Annotated in this window: 13 protein-coding genes; 7 read left to right on the top strand and 6 right to left on the bottom strand. The window is 72.0% G+C overall.

Translation table 11 applies throughout. The features are described from left to right. Positions 1-4 precede the first annotated feature (4 nt). Positions 5-235: a DUF6458 family protein gene (locus ABLE68_RS09915; RefSeq protein WP_348871158.1), complete on the top strand. Its 231-nt coding sequence runs from the start codon at positions 5-7 to the stop codon at positions 233-235. 9 nt (positions 236-244) lie between these two features. Here the strand turns inward: ABLE68_RS09915 and ABLE68_RS09910 are convergent, their stop codons facing one another. Next, positions 245-1,105 carry a LysR family transcriptional regulator ArgP gene (locus ABLE68_RS09910; protein WP_348871157.1) on the bottom strand — a complete coding sequence of 287 codons (861 nt, stop codon included), beginning with the start codon at positions 1,103-1,105 and terminating at the stop codon, positions 245-247. Between the two features lie 70 nt (positions 1,106-1,175). Between ABLE68_RS09910 and ABLE68_RS09905 the strand changes: the two genes are divergently transcribed. The 4 genes from ABLE68_RS09905 (at position 1,176) to ABLE68_RS09890 (ending at position 5,377) form a co-directional block, all read left to right on the top strand. Further along, the gene (locus tag ABLE68_RS09905) at positions 1,176-1,778 is read left to right on the top strand and encodes a LysE/ArgO family amino acid transporter (protein WP_348871156.1); all 603 of its coding nucleotides are present in this window, start codon (positions 1,176-1,178) and stop codon (positions 1,776-1,778) included. A gap of 84 nt (positions 1,779-1,862) precedes the next feature. Continuing rightward, positions 1,863-3,602, top strand: a complete 1,740-nt coding sequence (locus ABLE68_RS09900; RefSeq protein ID WP_348871155.1) for a SpoIIE family protein phosphatase — start codon at positions 1,863-1,865, stop codon at positions 3,600-3,602. Between the two features lie 27 nt (positions 3,603-3,629). Beyond that, positions 3,630-4,445 carry a maleylpyruvate isomerase family mycothiol-dependent enzyme gene (locus ABLE68_RS09895; RefSeq protein WP_348871154.1) on the top strand — a complete coding sequence of 272 codons (816 nt, stop codon included), beginning with the start codon at positions 3,630-3,632 and terminating at the stop codon, positions 4,443-4,445. Continuing rightward, positions 4,442-5,377, top strand: a complete 936-nt coding sequence (locus ABLE68_RS09890; RefSeq protein ID WP_348871153.1) for an oxidoreductase — start codon at positions 4,442-4,444, stop codon at positions 5,375-5,377. Before ABLE68_RS09895 ends, ABLE68_RS09890 begins: the two co-directional genes overlap by 4 nt. Here the strand turns inward: ABLE68_RS09890 and ABLE68_RS09885 are convergent. The 3 genes from ABLE68_RS09885 to ABLE68_RS09875 all read right to left on the bottom strand — a co-directional run bounded on the left by ABLE68_RS09885 (position 5,368) and on the right by ABLE68_RS09875 (position 8,540). Further along, a complete protein-coding gene (locus ABLE68_RS09885) occupies positions 5,368-6,921 on the bottom strand; it encodes a hypothetical protein (RefSeq protein WP_348871152.1) in 1,554 nt (517 codons plus the stop codon). The genes ABLE68_RS09890 and ABLE68_RS09885 overlap by 10 nt on opposite strands. After that, positions 6,914-7,330 (bottom strand): hypothetical protein, encoded by a 417-nt coding sequence (locus ABLE68_RS09880; RefSeq protein WP_348871151.1) that lies wholly within the window; start codon positions 7,328-7,330, stop codon positions 6,914-6,916. The genes ABLE68_RS09885 and ABLE68_RS09880 overlap by 8 nt, the downstream gene beginning before the upstream one ends. Before the next feature lie 520 nt (positions 7,331-7,850). Continuing rightward, a complete protein-coding gene (locus ABLE68_RS09875; protein WP_348871150.1) occupies positions 7,851-8,540 on the bottom strand; it encodes a VC0807 family protein in 690 nt (229 codons plus the stop codon). A gap of 211 nt (positions 8,541-8,751) precedes the next feature. Here ABLE68_RS09875 and ABLE68_RS09870 point away from each other — a divergent pair, with 211 nt between their 5' ends. After that, on the top strand, positions 8,752-9,780 hold the full coding sequence (locus ABLE68_RS09870) for an LLM class flavin-dependent oxidoreductase (RefSeq protein WP_348871149.1): 1,029 nt from the start codon (positions 8,752-8,754) through the stop codon (positions 9,778-9,780). A 29-nt stretch (positions 9,781-9,809) separates the two neighbouring features. Then, on the top strand, positions 9,810-12,173 hold the full coding sequence (locus tag ABLE68_RS09865) for a glycoside hydrolase family 3 protein (RefSeq protein ID WP_348871148.1): 2,364 nt from the start codon (positions 9,810-9,812) through the stop codon (positions 12,171-12,173). Here the strand turns inward: ABLE68_RS09865 and ABLE68_RS09860 are convergent. Together ABLE68_RS09860 and ABLE68_RS09855 are read right to left on the bottom strand one after the other, a co-directional pair. Then, on the bottom strand, positions 12,170-12,523 hold the full coding sequence (locus ABLE68_RS09860; protein WP_348871147.1) for a BLUF domain-containing protein: 354 nt from the start codon (positions 12,521-12,523) through the stop codon (positions 12,170-12,172). The genes ABLE68_RS09865 and ABLE68_RS09860 overlap by 4 nt on opposite strands. 91 nt (positions 12,524-12,614) lie before the next feature. Next, positions 12,615-13,451, bottom strand: coding sequence for an FHA domain-containing protein (locus ABLE68_RS09855; RefSeq protein ID WP_348871146.1), 837 nt, complete (start codon positions 13,449-13,451; stop codon positions 12,615-12,617). Positions 13,452-13,454: the final 3 nt, after the last annotated feature.

Genomic DNA, 13,454 nt, shown 5'->3' with positions numbered 1-13,454 from the left:
CGGCATGGGAATCGGAGTAGGCATCGTCCTGATCGTGCTCGGCCTGATCGGGATCACCGGAGCGGTCACGCTGCCGGACAGCATCTCGGACAACGTCGCTGGTGACACCCTGGGCTGGATCTTCCTGCTCGTGGGGATCCTGGCCATCGTGCTGTCCCTGGTGATCAACAAGCAGCGGCAGAAGGCGACGTACGTCGAGGAGCGACGCGTGCAGCCGGGTCCGCCGCCGCAGTGACCTGAGCCGTCAGCGAAGGCTCGACCGGGCCGCCCGACGAACGGCGTCGGTGAGTCGGTCGAGCACGGGTGAGTCGAGCCGCCAGCGCTGCCAGTGCAGCGCCACGTCGACGTGCAGCCGGCTCACCAACGGCACCAGGCGGTCGTCCAGCTGGGGTTCCGGCACCATCCCCCACCCGAGCCCGAGGCACACCGCCTCCAGGAAGTCCGCCGACGTCGGCACTCGGTGCACGACGGGCGGCTCACCGACACCGCGGGCCGTCAGCACGTCGTGCTGCAGCGAGTCCTTCTCGTTGAAGACCACCATCGGCATCGCCGCCCAGTCGGGACCGCGGCCGCGTCGCCAACGCGCGACGACCTCCGGGGTCGCGGCCGGGACGTAGCGCAGGGTGCCGAGCGGCTCCACCGAGCAGCCCTGGACCGCGGTCGGGTCGGAGGTCACGGCCGCCAGCACGTCACCGCCGCGCAGCAGACCCGCCGAGAAGGCCTGGTCCTCCACGTGCAGCCGGAGCGCGACGTTCGGCCAGCCCGCCACCTCGCCGACGACGGCGCGGAACCAGGTGGCGAGGGAGTCGGCGTTGACGGCGAGCGGCAGGTCCACCCGCGGGCCGTGCCCGTCGGCCAGCGCCGACTGCACCTCGTCGTGCAGGAGCTGGCTCTGGCGGGCGAGCCGCAGCAGCACCTCGCCCGCTGGCGTCGGCGTGCACGGCGTCGTACGCCGCACGACCACCCGGCCGACCTGGGACTCGAGAGCGCGGATCCGCTGGCTGACGGCAGACGGCGTGACGTGCAGCTGACGCGCCGCCGCCTCGAACGTCCCGCGGTCGGCGATCGCGACCAGGGCGGCCAGCTGCTGCGGGGCGAGGTCCATGAAGCGATGCTAATGGTTCGACAGATTCTTTCGTTGGCCTTCACTCCACTGCGACCCCTAGCGTGGCCGGGTGCTCGACTCGACCTTCGCCGGCCTCATCACCGGCCTGACCCTCATCGTGGCCATCGGCGCCCAGAACGCCTACGTGCTGCGCCAGGGACTGGCCCGGGAGCACGTCGGGATCGTGGTCGCGATCTGCACGCTCTCCGACGTCGTGCTCATCTTCGCCGGCGTCAGCGGCATCGGGTCGATCGTCGAGCACGCACCGTGGGTCCTCGACGTCGTGCGCTGGCTGGGGGTCGCCTTCCTCGGCTGGTACGGCGTGAGCTCGCTGCTCCGCGCCCGGTCCGGCGAGTCGCTGCACGCCGCCGAGGCGCGAACTGTGGGCCGCCGTGGCGTCGCCGGGAAGGCGCTCGCCCTGACCTGGTTGAACCCGCACGTCTACCTCGACACGGTGCTGCTCCTCGGGTCGATCGCCAACCACGAGGGCTCGACCGGGCGCTGGTGGTTCGCGGTCGGCGCCTGCGTGGCGAGCACGCTGTGGTTCTGCGGTCTCGGCTTCGGCGCGCGCTATGCCAGCCGCTTCCTCTCGAGCCCTCGGGCGTGGCAGGTCCTCGACCTCCTGATCGGCCTCACCATGCTGGCCATCGCGGTGAAGCTCGCCCGCGGCTGAGCCACCCGGCGGGGTGAGGATCGCAGGATCTGCAACGGGGGTCCCAGCACACCGTTAGGGTCGGCTCAACAGGAGCGGGAGTCGATGGCGGTGGCAGGAGCGGGGCACGGTGACCCGTCGTTCGACCGGTACGCCCGCATGGTGTGCCGGGTGCTGGGCGTGGGCGCAGCAACCGTCACGATCATCGAGTCCGACCGGGCCGTCTTCCCCGGCGCCTGCGGACTCCCGGAGGACCTCCAGCGCGACCGGGAGAGCCCGCTCTCGCACTCCTTCTGCAAGCACGTGGTCATCGAGCAGGGCCCGCTCATCGTCCGCGACGCCCGCGAGGACGACCGGCTCCGCGACAACCTCGCGATCCCCGACCTCGGCCTGATCTCCTACGCCGGCTGGCCGATCACCGACCACACGGGAGCGATCGTCGGCTCGCTGTGCGCGGTCGGAGGCGAGCCCCAGGACTGGACCGAGAGCCAGATCGAGATGCTCGAGGACCTGGCGTCCGCCTGCTCGGCCGAGATCGCCCAGCGCGGGCTGCGCGAGCTCGCGGCGCTCGGTGAGAGCGCCGCCCAGGACCTCTCCCACCGCAGCCGCGTGCTGCTCGCCCTGAGCGAGGGCCTCTCGACGACCCGGACCATGAGCGACGTCGCGCAGGCCGTCGAGAAGATCGCCGTCGACCAGCTGGGCTGCCTCCACGCCGGGATCTGGCTCCGCGGCTCCGACGACCTCACCGGCCAGGGCCTCGACACCGAGGTGCTGACCTTCGTCGCGCCGCCGGAGACGCGCTGGCTCTCGGCCCTGCGCAACGCCGTGCTCCCCCTGGACGCGACCAACCCCATGGGTGGCGCCGCGGTGCACGGCAGCCCGGAGTACTTCAGCAGCAAGGAGATCCAGAACGCGATCTACCCGCACCTCGACACGGTCGAGCAGGTCGGCGACGCGCGCACCTTCCAGCCGCTGATCAGCCGGGGCGCAGTCCTCGGGACGCTGGCCCTGATCTGGGATGGCAGGCACGCCCTGTCCGACGAGGACCGGGTCACCATCGAGGCGCTCGCGTCGTACTCCGCCCAGGCCGTGCAGCGAGCCTCGCTCCTGCAGGAGCGCCTCGACGCGCTGGTGACCCTGCAGAGCGCGCTGCTGCCGACCCTGCCCGAGTCCGGCTGCCTGGAGCTCGCCGCCCGCTACCGTCCCGCGGCGTCGCGCGACCAGGTGGGCGGGGACTGGTACGACGCGGTGGCGATGCCCTCGGGCGCGACCGGTCTGATGATCGGCGACGTGGTCGGTCACGACATCGCGGCCGCGGCGGTCATGGGCCAGCTCCGGACCATGCTGCGCTCGATCGCGTGGGCGGTCGACGACACCCCGGCGGCCCACGTGCACCGGCTCGACCGGGCGTTGCGCGACCTGGACGTGGACGGCATCGCGAGCCTCGTCTACGCGCGGGTCGAGCCCGCGAGCGTCGAGGGCGCCAGCCGGACCCTGCTCTGGACCAACGCCGGTCATCCCCCGCCGATCCTGGTGACCGCTGACGGCACGCTCGACTTCATCGAGGGCGGCCCGCCGGACCTGCTCGTGGGGGTCGACCCCCAGAGCACGAGGACCGACCACCGCACCGAGATCGCCCCCGGGGCGATGCTCCTGCTCTACACCGACGGGCTCGTCGAGCGGCGCGGTGAGGACCTCGCCACCGGCCTCGACCGGCTGGCCTCGGCAGTGCAGAAGCACCGCGGTCTCGGCGTGGAGGAGTTCCTCGACGGCGTGCTCGGCGACCTGGTCGGCGAGCAGCTCGCGGACGACGTCGCCGTGCTCGTCGTACGCCTGCGCGCCTGATCCCGAGCACCCTCTAGGGTGCTGGCCATGACGGACCAGGAGCTGCTCAGCGCGTACGTCGAGGTCTGGTGGCAGGCGATCAACGAGTTCACCGAGCTCCTCGAGGAGCTGTCGGAGGACGAGTGGTCGACGCCGACCGACCTCCCGGGATGGGACGTCAAGGCGGTCGCGTCCCACGTCGCACACCTCGAGTCGATCCTCGCGGGCAACCCGGAGGAGACAGCCGACGTGGGCGAGCCGGCGCACGTCTCCGGCTTCATGGGCCTCTACACCGAGATCGGTGTCGTGACCCGCCGGGACGCCAGTCCCGACGCGATCATCAACGAGATCCGGTCGTCGGCCGTCGCGCGCCACACGACGCTGCTCGCGGACCCGCCGACCGATGCGTCCGCCAAGCCCGAGCCGATCTTCGGGGGCGTCGGGTGGGACTGGCGCACGTTGCTGCGCAACCGGCCCCTCGACGTCTGGATGCACGAGCAGGACATCCGCCGCGCGGTGGACCGCCCCGGGGGCATGGACTCGGCCGCGGCCCGGCACACGGCCGACTACCTCGCCGAGAGCCTGGGCTACGTGGTCGCCAAGAAGGTCGGGGCGCCTGCCGGGACCGTCGTGGTGCTCGAGCTCGAGGGCAGCGAGGCGTCCGCCTTCACGGTCAACGACGCCGGCCGGGGCGAGCGCCTCACGTCCGTGCCCACCGACTCGACCGTGACCCTGCGGATGGACCGCGAGGCGTTCATCCGGCTGGCCGGCGGACGCTGCCAGCCCGAGCCGGGCACCCACTCGCTCGCCGGCGACGAGGACCTGGGCCGGCGGATCATCGACAGCATGGCCACCACGCCGTGAGCCGCTCGACCTGGTCGCTCGACGACATCCCGGACCAGGCGGGACGCACGGTGCTCGTCACCGGTACGACCGTCGGCGGGCTGGGACACCAGACCGCCCTGGAGCTGGCCCGCCGCGGGGCGCGCGTCGTCCTCGCCGGGCGCAGCCAGGAGAAGCTCGACCTCACCGAGCAGGCCATCGCCGCGGAGGTCCCGGGCGCGGCCCTGGAGCAGCTGGTCGTCGACCTGGCGGACCTCTCGTCGGTACGCCGCGCGGCCGACGCCGCTGGTGAGCTCGGCCCTGTCGACGTGCTCGTCAACAACGCGGGCGTCATGGGCACGCCCTACCACCGGACCGCCGACGGGCTCGAGCAGCAGATGGCGACCAACCACTTCGGGCCGTTCCTCCTCACCGGCCTGCTGCTGCCGCAGCTCGCCGCGAGCGGTGACGCCACCGTCATCGCGGTCTCGTCGCAGATGCACCGGATCGCGCGCAAGGCGCCGCTGGGCGATCCCCACGAGCAGCAGGGTCGCTACGAGCGGTGGTCGACGTACGGCCAGACCAAGCTCGCCAACCTCCTCTTCACCTACGAGCTCGACCGGCGTCTGCGCGGGGCCGGGCTGCCGGTGAAGGCGCTGGCCGCCCACCCGGGCTTCGCGTCGACGCACCTGGCGGCCAACGGGCAGTACGGCCGGTCCAGCGGCGGCATCGCCTCGATCCTGGACGCCGCGATCAAGGTCGTGTCGCCCAACACCCCGCTCGAGGGCGCGATGCCGACGCTGATGGCGGCGACCGGCGACCTCCCCGGCGGCACCTACTGCGGGCCGAGCGGCCTCCTGGAGTGGGGCGGTCGACCCGTCGTCGTCACCAGCAACAAGCTGTCGTACGACGAGGCCGCGCAGCGTCAGCTGTGGGATATCAGCGAGCGGGTCACCGGGATCACCTACCCCTGACGGGCTGTGATGCCGGCAGGACCCGGCCAGCTGGCGCACCCCGTGCCGTAGCGCGCGCAGCGGTAGCGCACCAGGAACGCGTACGTCGCCAGCGTGGTCTCGGCGTTCGTGGCGATCTCGCCGGCGTACTCCGGACGGATGTCGAGCGCGGACGCCAGGCTGCTCATCTGCCGTCGGGTGAACGACGACGGCTCGCCGGACTCGTCCCCGCTCACGTGGGTGTAGAAGCCGCCGACCTGGTCGGGCCGGTAGAGCGTGCCCAGCGTCGTGGTCGGGATCAGCCCGTCAGGACCGACCTGGTCGTCGAGCACGGCAGCGGCGACGGCATCGGCGTACGTCCGCGAGATCTCGTCGCCGCGTCGGAACCCGAGGTCGGTCTCGAGCATCCCGAAGAGCACGGTGCGCAGCGTCGAGGTCGAGGCGCTGTCGCAGGATCCCGGGAGGCACTCGGGGATGCCGTGCTGGTCGCGGAACCGCTTCTCCAGGTCGCCGGCCAACCTGCTGGCCGTGACGTGCAGGTGCTCGCCGTCGGAGTAGGAGCGGTCCGGGTCGCCGTGCTTCTCCATGATGTGCAGCGCCTGGGCGAGCGGCACGAGCGGGTCCTCGCGCGACATCGCGACGTAGCCCCAGGTCGGGATCGTGCACACCTTCGACTGGTAGGGGTAGAACGTCGTCGATTCCGGCATCGACTCGGCGACCTTGGGGTCCGTGCAGTCGCGGTAGACCTCGGTCGCGAACATGTAGTCGTCGGACTGGTCGAGACCCAACCCCCACACGGGCGAGTAGACGTCGGCGTCGACGTCGTAGCCGGTGTCGTCGACGACCGCGGCGAGCCGGTCGGCCCGCGCGATCTGGCCGCGGTAGCGGTACTCCGAGACGGACATCATCGTGACGTGCCGGATCGTGTAGCGCAGGCTCTTGAGGCCGGCGTAGTCCGCAGGGCCGATCCGGAGCGTCGCCTCGCGCAGCGCGTCGTGCGCGTCCCAGCCGGCGAGCTGACGATCGCCCAGCCACACCTCCGTCGGCTCGACGGCGTCGCCGCCGACCTGGGACGCCGTGACGGATGCGGTGCCGGTCGGACTGCTCCACCGGATGACGACGAGCAGCTGCACCGGCGCGGACAGCCCGGCGACGTCGTACTCGAAGAGGTAGGACTCGCGCAGCCGGCTCTGCTCGCCGCTGAGGATCGTCAGCCCGGGGTCGCCGGGTCGCATCCACACGCCGAGGGAAGAGAACCGCACCCGGATCGGGAGCCCGTAGTACTCCGACACGACCGCGCGACCGTCGGGGAGCTCGCGGTAGAGGCCGTCGAGGTAGTGCTCGGCACCGGAGATCGCGGTGTCGAGCTGTGCACGGGTCGGCGGTGATCCTGCCGCCGGCTCCCGGCCGCCGCTCGCCGACGAGATGGCCAGCTCACCGACCAGGACCACGGCGAGCAGGGCGCCGCCGATCCGGATCGCCCAGCGGACCGACGACCAGCGCAACAGGCGCCTCACCGTCGGGGGAAGCCTCTCGCCGCGGACGGCCCGGACGACGTCACGCACGGGCGACTGCGATCCGGTCCAGCACGTGGGTGACGGTGAAGCCGACCAGGCCCGCAGCGACCTCGGCGAAGACCGTGCCCCGGTTGAGCTGCACCAGGCCGACGAGGACCAGCACCGAGGCGCCGAGACCGGCGAGTGCGGCTGCCGAGAACCGGAGCGTGAGGTCCCGTCGGCCGGTCAGCACCCTCTTGACCACGACCGCCGCGATGGCGAGCGCGAGGTAGAGGCCGATCGCGGCGCGGAGGTACGGCACGTCGAGGACGAACCGCATGACGGCGTACACGCCGACGAGGACCACGTACGCGACGGCGTTGACCAGGGCGAGCTTGGAGTCGCGGATGTAGTCCTCGACTGCACGCAGGTCGAGGACCACGTGGTCGGCCGCGGGCGGCACGTCGTACTCAGCCATCTGGCCGCACTCCCCCAAGCGCCGGTCTGCTGGTTGACCCCGTTGTCAGGAAGAGGCTAAGGCTCGCGGCTGCGGCGCGTCGGCGATCGTCGAAGTCACCCCTCGCTGGGTTGGACCGGCTCAGCAGCTCGCTGAGCCGCCCGTTGGTTGAGGAGGTTCCGCTGGGAACCGTCTCGAAACCCCCGCAGCCGACGTAGCGCGTTGGTCGCCGGGCTCGGCTGAACCGCCCGCTGGTTGAGGAGGTTCCGCCAGGAATCGTCTCGATACCCCCGCAGCCGACGTAGCGCGTTGGTTTCAGGGCTCGGCTGAACCGCCCGTTGGTTGAGGAGGTTCCGCTAGGAACCGTCTCGAAACCCCCGCAGCCGACGTAGCGCGATGGTTTCCGGGCTCGGCTGACCGCCCGCTGGTTGAGGAGGTTCCGCTAGGAACCGTCTCGAAACCCCCGCAGCCGACGTAGCGCGTTGGTTGCCGGGGTTTCGAGACAGGCGCTGCGCGCCTTCCTCAACCCACGGGCTGAAGGTCAGACGACGACCGGGACGGGCTCGGCGACGACCGGGCCGAGCAGTCCCTCCTTGCGGCCGACGGCGGCCGCGAGCGCGATCGTCGCCATGATGGCGGCACCGTTGATCGCGAGCACCGAGATGCTCTTCACGAGCACGAACGTCTCGAGCGACTGCGAGAGCAGCAGCCACAGCGTCATCGTGGCCTTGCCGGCGCAGAGCAGGCCCCACATCAGGGTCAGCATCCAGAAGAGCTTCTGGATGCGTGGGCGGATCGAGAGCTCGTCGTCCATCGGGTAGAAGTCGCCCGCCAACCGAGCGACCATCGGCCGGGCCGTCGCCAGCGACAGCAGGAACACCGCGGCGAACACCCCGTCGGTGATGACCGGCTGGAGGAAGTAGAGGAACGTGCTGTCGGTCAGGAGCGCGATCAGCGTCCGACCTGTGAGAGCCAGCGCGGTCAGGAAGAGCAGTCCCGAGGGTCGCCGACCGGTGGCGGCCCGCCACGCGATGGCGCCGTACGACCAGCCGAGCGCGACGAAGATGGCCGTCCAGACGCCGCCGACGCGGAAGCAGGCGTAGAAGAGGCTCGCCGGGATCGCACACGCGATCAGCAGGCTCAGCCCGACGCGACCGACCACGGCCCGCAGGCTCGGGCAGTGCCGCGGCTCGGCGACCACGAGAGCGGGACATCTGTCGGGAAGGGGCATGTGAACCTGACTGGCGACCGGTGGTCGGCCTGGTGGATGCGACGTCACGAGTCACCCAACGATCCATCGGGCAAAAGACGACGCCCCGCCACGCTAACCGGGATGAGTGTCATTCCCGTCATCGGCGCCTGTGAGCCCGATCTGAGGATCGGCCGGGACACCAGCACGTCTGAGAGAGCCCGGCACCCAGGCAGGTGGTTGGATTCCAGACATGCACCTGGGCGTCGACAGCTTCGTCTCCACCGTCACCGACCCGACCACCGGACACGTGGTCGGACCCGCGGAGCGCATGGAGCACCTCCTCGAGGAGATCGCGCTCGCCGACCGGAGCGGGCTCTACTCGTTCGGGATCGGCGAGCACCACCGCAGCGAGTACTACGACTCCGCGCCGCCGGTGATCCTGGCCGCGGCCGCCGCGCGGACCGAACGGATCCGCCTCGGCAGCGCCGTCGCGGTGCTGAGCGCGGTCGACCCGGTGCGCCTCTTCCAGCAGTTCGCGACCCTGGACCTGATCTCGAAGGGCCGGATCGACCTGGTCGTGGGCCGGGGCTCCTTCACCGAGGCCTTCCCGCTCTTCGGGCTCGACCTCGCCGACTACGACTCCCTCTTCAGCGAGAAGCTCGACCTGCTCCTGCGGATCCGCGACGACGTCGAGGTCACCTGGTCCGGCCGGCACCGGCCGCCCCTGGTCCGCCAGCGCATCTACCCGAGACCGGTCCAGGACCCGCTGCCGATCTGGGTCGGGGTCGGAGGTACGCCGGAGTCGTTCGTGCGAGCGGGCGTGCTCGGCCTACCGCTGATGGTCGCGATCATCGGCGGTGAGCCGCGCCAGTTCGCGCCGCTCGTCGACCTCTACCGCCGGGCCGGCGCGGAGGCCGGGCACCCTCCGGAGCGGCTGCAGGTCGGCCTCCACGTCTTCGGCTTCGTCGCCGAGAGCACCCGGGCGGCTGCGGACACGATCTACCCCGGCTGGCTCGAGATGTTCACGAAGGTCTCGCGCGAGCGGGGGTTCCGGACGCCCAACCGGGAGCAGTTCGACGCCACCTCCGGTCCCAACGGCGCCTTCTTCCTGGGCGATCCCCAGACGGTGGCCGACAAGATCCGGCGCGTTTCTGACCAGCTCGGCGGCGTCGACCGGCTGTCGCTCCAGATGACGAACCCGCGCCTCGCCCACGACGACCTGCTCCGCGGCATCGAGCTGCTCGGCACCGAGGTGGCCCCGCTCGTCGCCGACGTCTGAATCTCCGTACAGCGTGGCAGGGTGACGTCATGGACGACGCACCGCTCGACCTCGAGGCCAAGGTCCGCCTGCTGACCGGAGCCACCATGTTCACCCTCCGGGGCGAGGAGCGGCTCGGGCTGCACCCGATGGCGTTCTCCGACGGCCCGACCGGGGTGCGCGGTCTCGACTTCACCGGCGGTCCGATCACCTGCCTCTTCCCCAACGCCACGCTGCTCGCGTCGTCCTGGAGCATGGAGACCGCAGCCGAGGTCGGCAGCCTGCTGGCCGAGGAGGCCGAGCGGCAGCACATCCACGTCGTCCTCGGGCCGACGGTCAACCTGCACCGCAGCCCGCTCGGCGGCCGACTGTTCGAGGCCTACTCCGAGGACCCGCTGCTGACCGGCCACCTGGCTGCGGCGTACGTCTCTGGCCTGCAGTCGCAGGGCATCGGCGCCTGTGTGAAGCACCTCGTCGCCAACGAGGCCGAGACCGAGCGGCACGGGGTCGACAGCGTCGTGGACGAGCGGACGCTGCGCGAGCTCTACCTGCTGCCGTTCGAGATCGCCGTCGAGGACGCCGACGCGTGGTCGGTGATGGCGGCCTACAACGACGTCAACGGGATCCCGGCGACCGAGCACGGCCCGATCGTCAACGGGATCCTCAAGGGCGAGTGGGGCTGGCGCGGGCTGGTGATGTCCGACTGGTTCGCGACCAGGACCGCCGGGCCTGCCGCCAACGGAGGCCTCGACCTCGTGATGCCCGGACCGGACGGCCCGTGGGGGCCGGCCCTCGTCGAGGCCGTGCGCTCCGGCGAGGTCGACGAGTCGGTCGTCGACGACCATCTCGAACGGCTGCTGCGGCTGGCCGATCGCGTCGGCGCGACCGGCGACGGCCGCACCTGGCGGACCGACCTGCCCGCGCCCGGCGGCGACGTACGACGTGAGCAGCTGACCCGCCTGGCTGCCTCGGGCATGACGGTACTGACCAACGACGGCGTGCTGCCGCTCGCGCCGGAGACGTCCGTGGCCCTGATCGGGCGCCCGGCGATCGAGACCACCTGCATGGGCGGCGGCTCCGCGGCGGTGCGCGCGCCGCACCAGGTGAGCATCGCCGACGGCCTCGTCGAGGTGGTCGACGGCGTGATGCTCATGGACGGCGTGGCGGTCCGGGCGCGCCCGCGGGCCGCCCTGCCGGGGATGTTCACGGTCCCGAAGACGGGCGAGCCCGGCATGCGGGTGCGGATGTACGGCGCCTCCGGGGCGCTGCTCGCCGACTCCGTCTCGGCCGAGGCCAGGACGGTCGGCTTCATGCCCGACCAGGAGCTCGCGGAGCCGGTCGCCCGGGTCGTGATGTCCGCGATCGTGCCGGGTGGTGCGATGCGGGTCGGCGTGCTCGGGGTCGGCGACGGGACCGTCAGGGTCGACGGCACGACGTACGACGTCCACCTCGAGTCGGAGTCCGACGACATCGGTGGCGACTTCCTGCGCCCGCCCGGCTGGCAGACGGACGTCGTGCTCGACGGGCCGACCAAGCTGGTGGCCGACCTGACCCTGGCGGGATGGGCCGGGCTCGGCCTGGTCGCCGAACCCACGCCCCCGACCGACGACGAGGCCATCGCGGCCGCGGCCGAGGCGGCTCGCGGTGCCGAGGTCGCGGTCGTCGTGGTCGGGCTCACCGAAGAGCAGGAGACCGAGGCCTTCGACAAGTCCACGCTCGCACTCCCCGGCCGGCAGGACGAGCTGGTCGCGGCGGTCGCCGCAGCCGCGACCCGCACGGTCGTCGTCGTCAACGCCGCCACCCCGGTGCTGATGCCGTGGCGCGACGAGGTCGACGCGATCCTGTGGGCCGGGCTGCCCGGGCAGGAGGGCGGCCACGCCGTCGCTGCTGCGCTGCTCGGCACCATCGAGCCGACCGGCCGGTTGGTCACCACCTTCCCGGCCGCGGACGGCGGGTCGCCCGCGTGGGACGTCGTGCCCACCGACGGCAGGCTCGTCTACGAGGAGGGCGTCCATGTCGGCTACCGCGGCCACGCCGCGCGACGCGCGCCGGCTCCGGCGTACTGGTTCGGGCACGGGCTGGGCTACGGCGAGTGGGAGTACGGCGAGGTCTCGCTGGTCGCCCCGTCGCCCGCGCCGATCGTGCAGGTGTCGCTCGTCAACGTCGCGGCCCGCGACTCGCGCGAGGTCGTGCAGCTCTACCTCCAGCCGGACGAGGACGACCAGCCGATCCGCCTGATCGGCTGGACCTCGGTCGACGTGCCGGCCGGCCAGGGCGCGACCGTCAGGATCCACGGGGACCCCCGCGCCTGTCGTACCTGGACCGATTCCGGATGGCGGCCGCTCACCAGCGGCAGGCTCTACGTCGCCCGCGGGCTCGGTGACCTGCGCGGGGAGCTGGAGCTGACCCGCTAGCCCGTCGCCGACCGGAAGAGCTCGAGGAGGCTGTCGGGGACGTCGTGCACCTCGCGCTCACCGAGGTTGCGGAACGCCATCGACCACTCCGGGAACGCGCGCGCCTCGATCTGCTCGCGGCGCACGACCACGACCCCGGCGTGCCGCGGGTCCTTCTGGATCGACGCGAAGACCGACTGCACGGCGTCGTCCGGGCCTTCCAGGGTCTGGATCACGTTGCCGCCGCTGTAGAGCAGCATCCCGGTGAGCTCGAGCTGGTCGTTCTTGGGGCGGATCGACTCCAGCAGCTCGACGAGCTCGGGCACCGTGAGGAGCTCCTTCGTGGAGCTGACGTAGGTGAGGGAGAGCAACGGGTTCAGCTCCGGTCAACGAGGCAGCAGGACGTCGGGGCGGTATCCCGGACGCCATGACCCCATGCGCACGTCGGGGCCGTGGCGTGCCTCAGACGGCGGTGCGGGGCGGCTGCGGGATCTGGTGTCCGGCCTCGCCCCCGATCCGGCCGCCGTACGGACGACCGTGGTCGGCGTACTCCTCCCGGAAGAACGCCAGGCAGTGCGACCCCACCTCCAGCCGGGTCCCGGTGCGCAGGATCTGGCGGTCCACGGCGGCGCCGTGGACACGGGTGACACCCGCGACCGCTGACACGACGTACTCGTCGAGGTCGTCGTGCTCGACCACGGCGTGCCAGGGCGCCAGGCCGGGCAGGCAGATGTCGGCCCGCGGGTCGGATCCGATCGTCGTCCGCTCGGCGAGTCGGTAGACCGCGGGGAGCTCTCCCTCCCACACGTCCTCCTTGGCCAGGACCAGCCTCGGTGAGCCGCCGCGAGCCGGGTCGTGCGTGGTGGTGACGGGTCGCCGGACCGACCGGCGGAGGGTGGGGGTCAGCGGCCAGAGCGTGGTCGGCGGGGCCAGAGCGACACCCGGCAGCACGCCCTCGGTACGACGCGCACGAGACCGCGCCGAGGTGAAGGCGCCTCGGATGCTGCCGATCCGGATGCGGCGCGACCCGGTGACCCGACGCTGCCACCACGGGGAGCTGACGGCGCCGAGGGAGACGAGGTGGCGGCCCCCGCTGACCACGCGGACCACGATGCCGCGCCGCGCCAGGCCCTCGGCGAGCGCCCGCACGGCCGAAGCGTCCTGCGAGCCGGCGAACGCACCCGCGTCGTCGACCTCGAGCAGGAGCCGGCTGTGGGCGCCGTGCAGGCGGGCCCGGACGGTCCCGCCGTCCGGGAGCTCGAGGTCGACCCTCAGGTCGGCCCCGACCACCAGCGACATGGC

Source organism: Nocardioides pollutisoli, from assembly GCF_040045055.1.
Lineage (GTDB): Bacteria > Actinomycetota > Actinomycetes > Propionibacteriales > Nocardioidaceae > Nocardioides > Nocardioides tweenelious.
The sequence above is the reverse complement of the archived record's forward strand: the minus strand, read 5'-3'. Positions and strand labels throughout refer to the sequence as shown.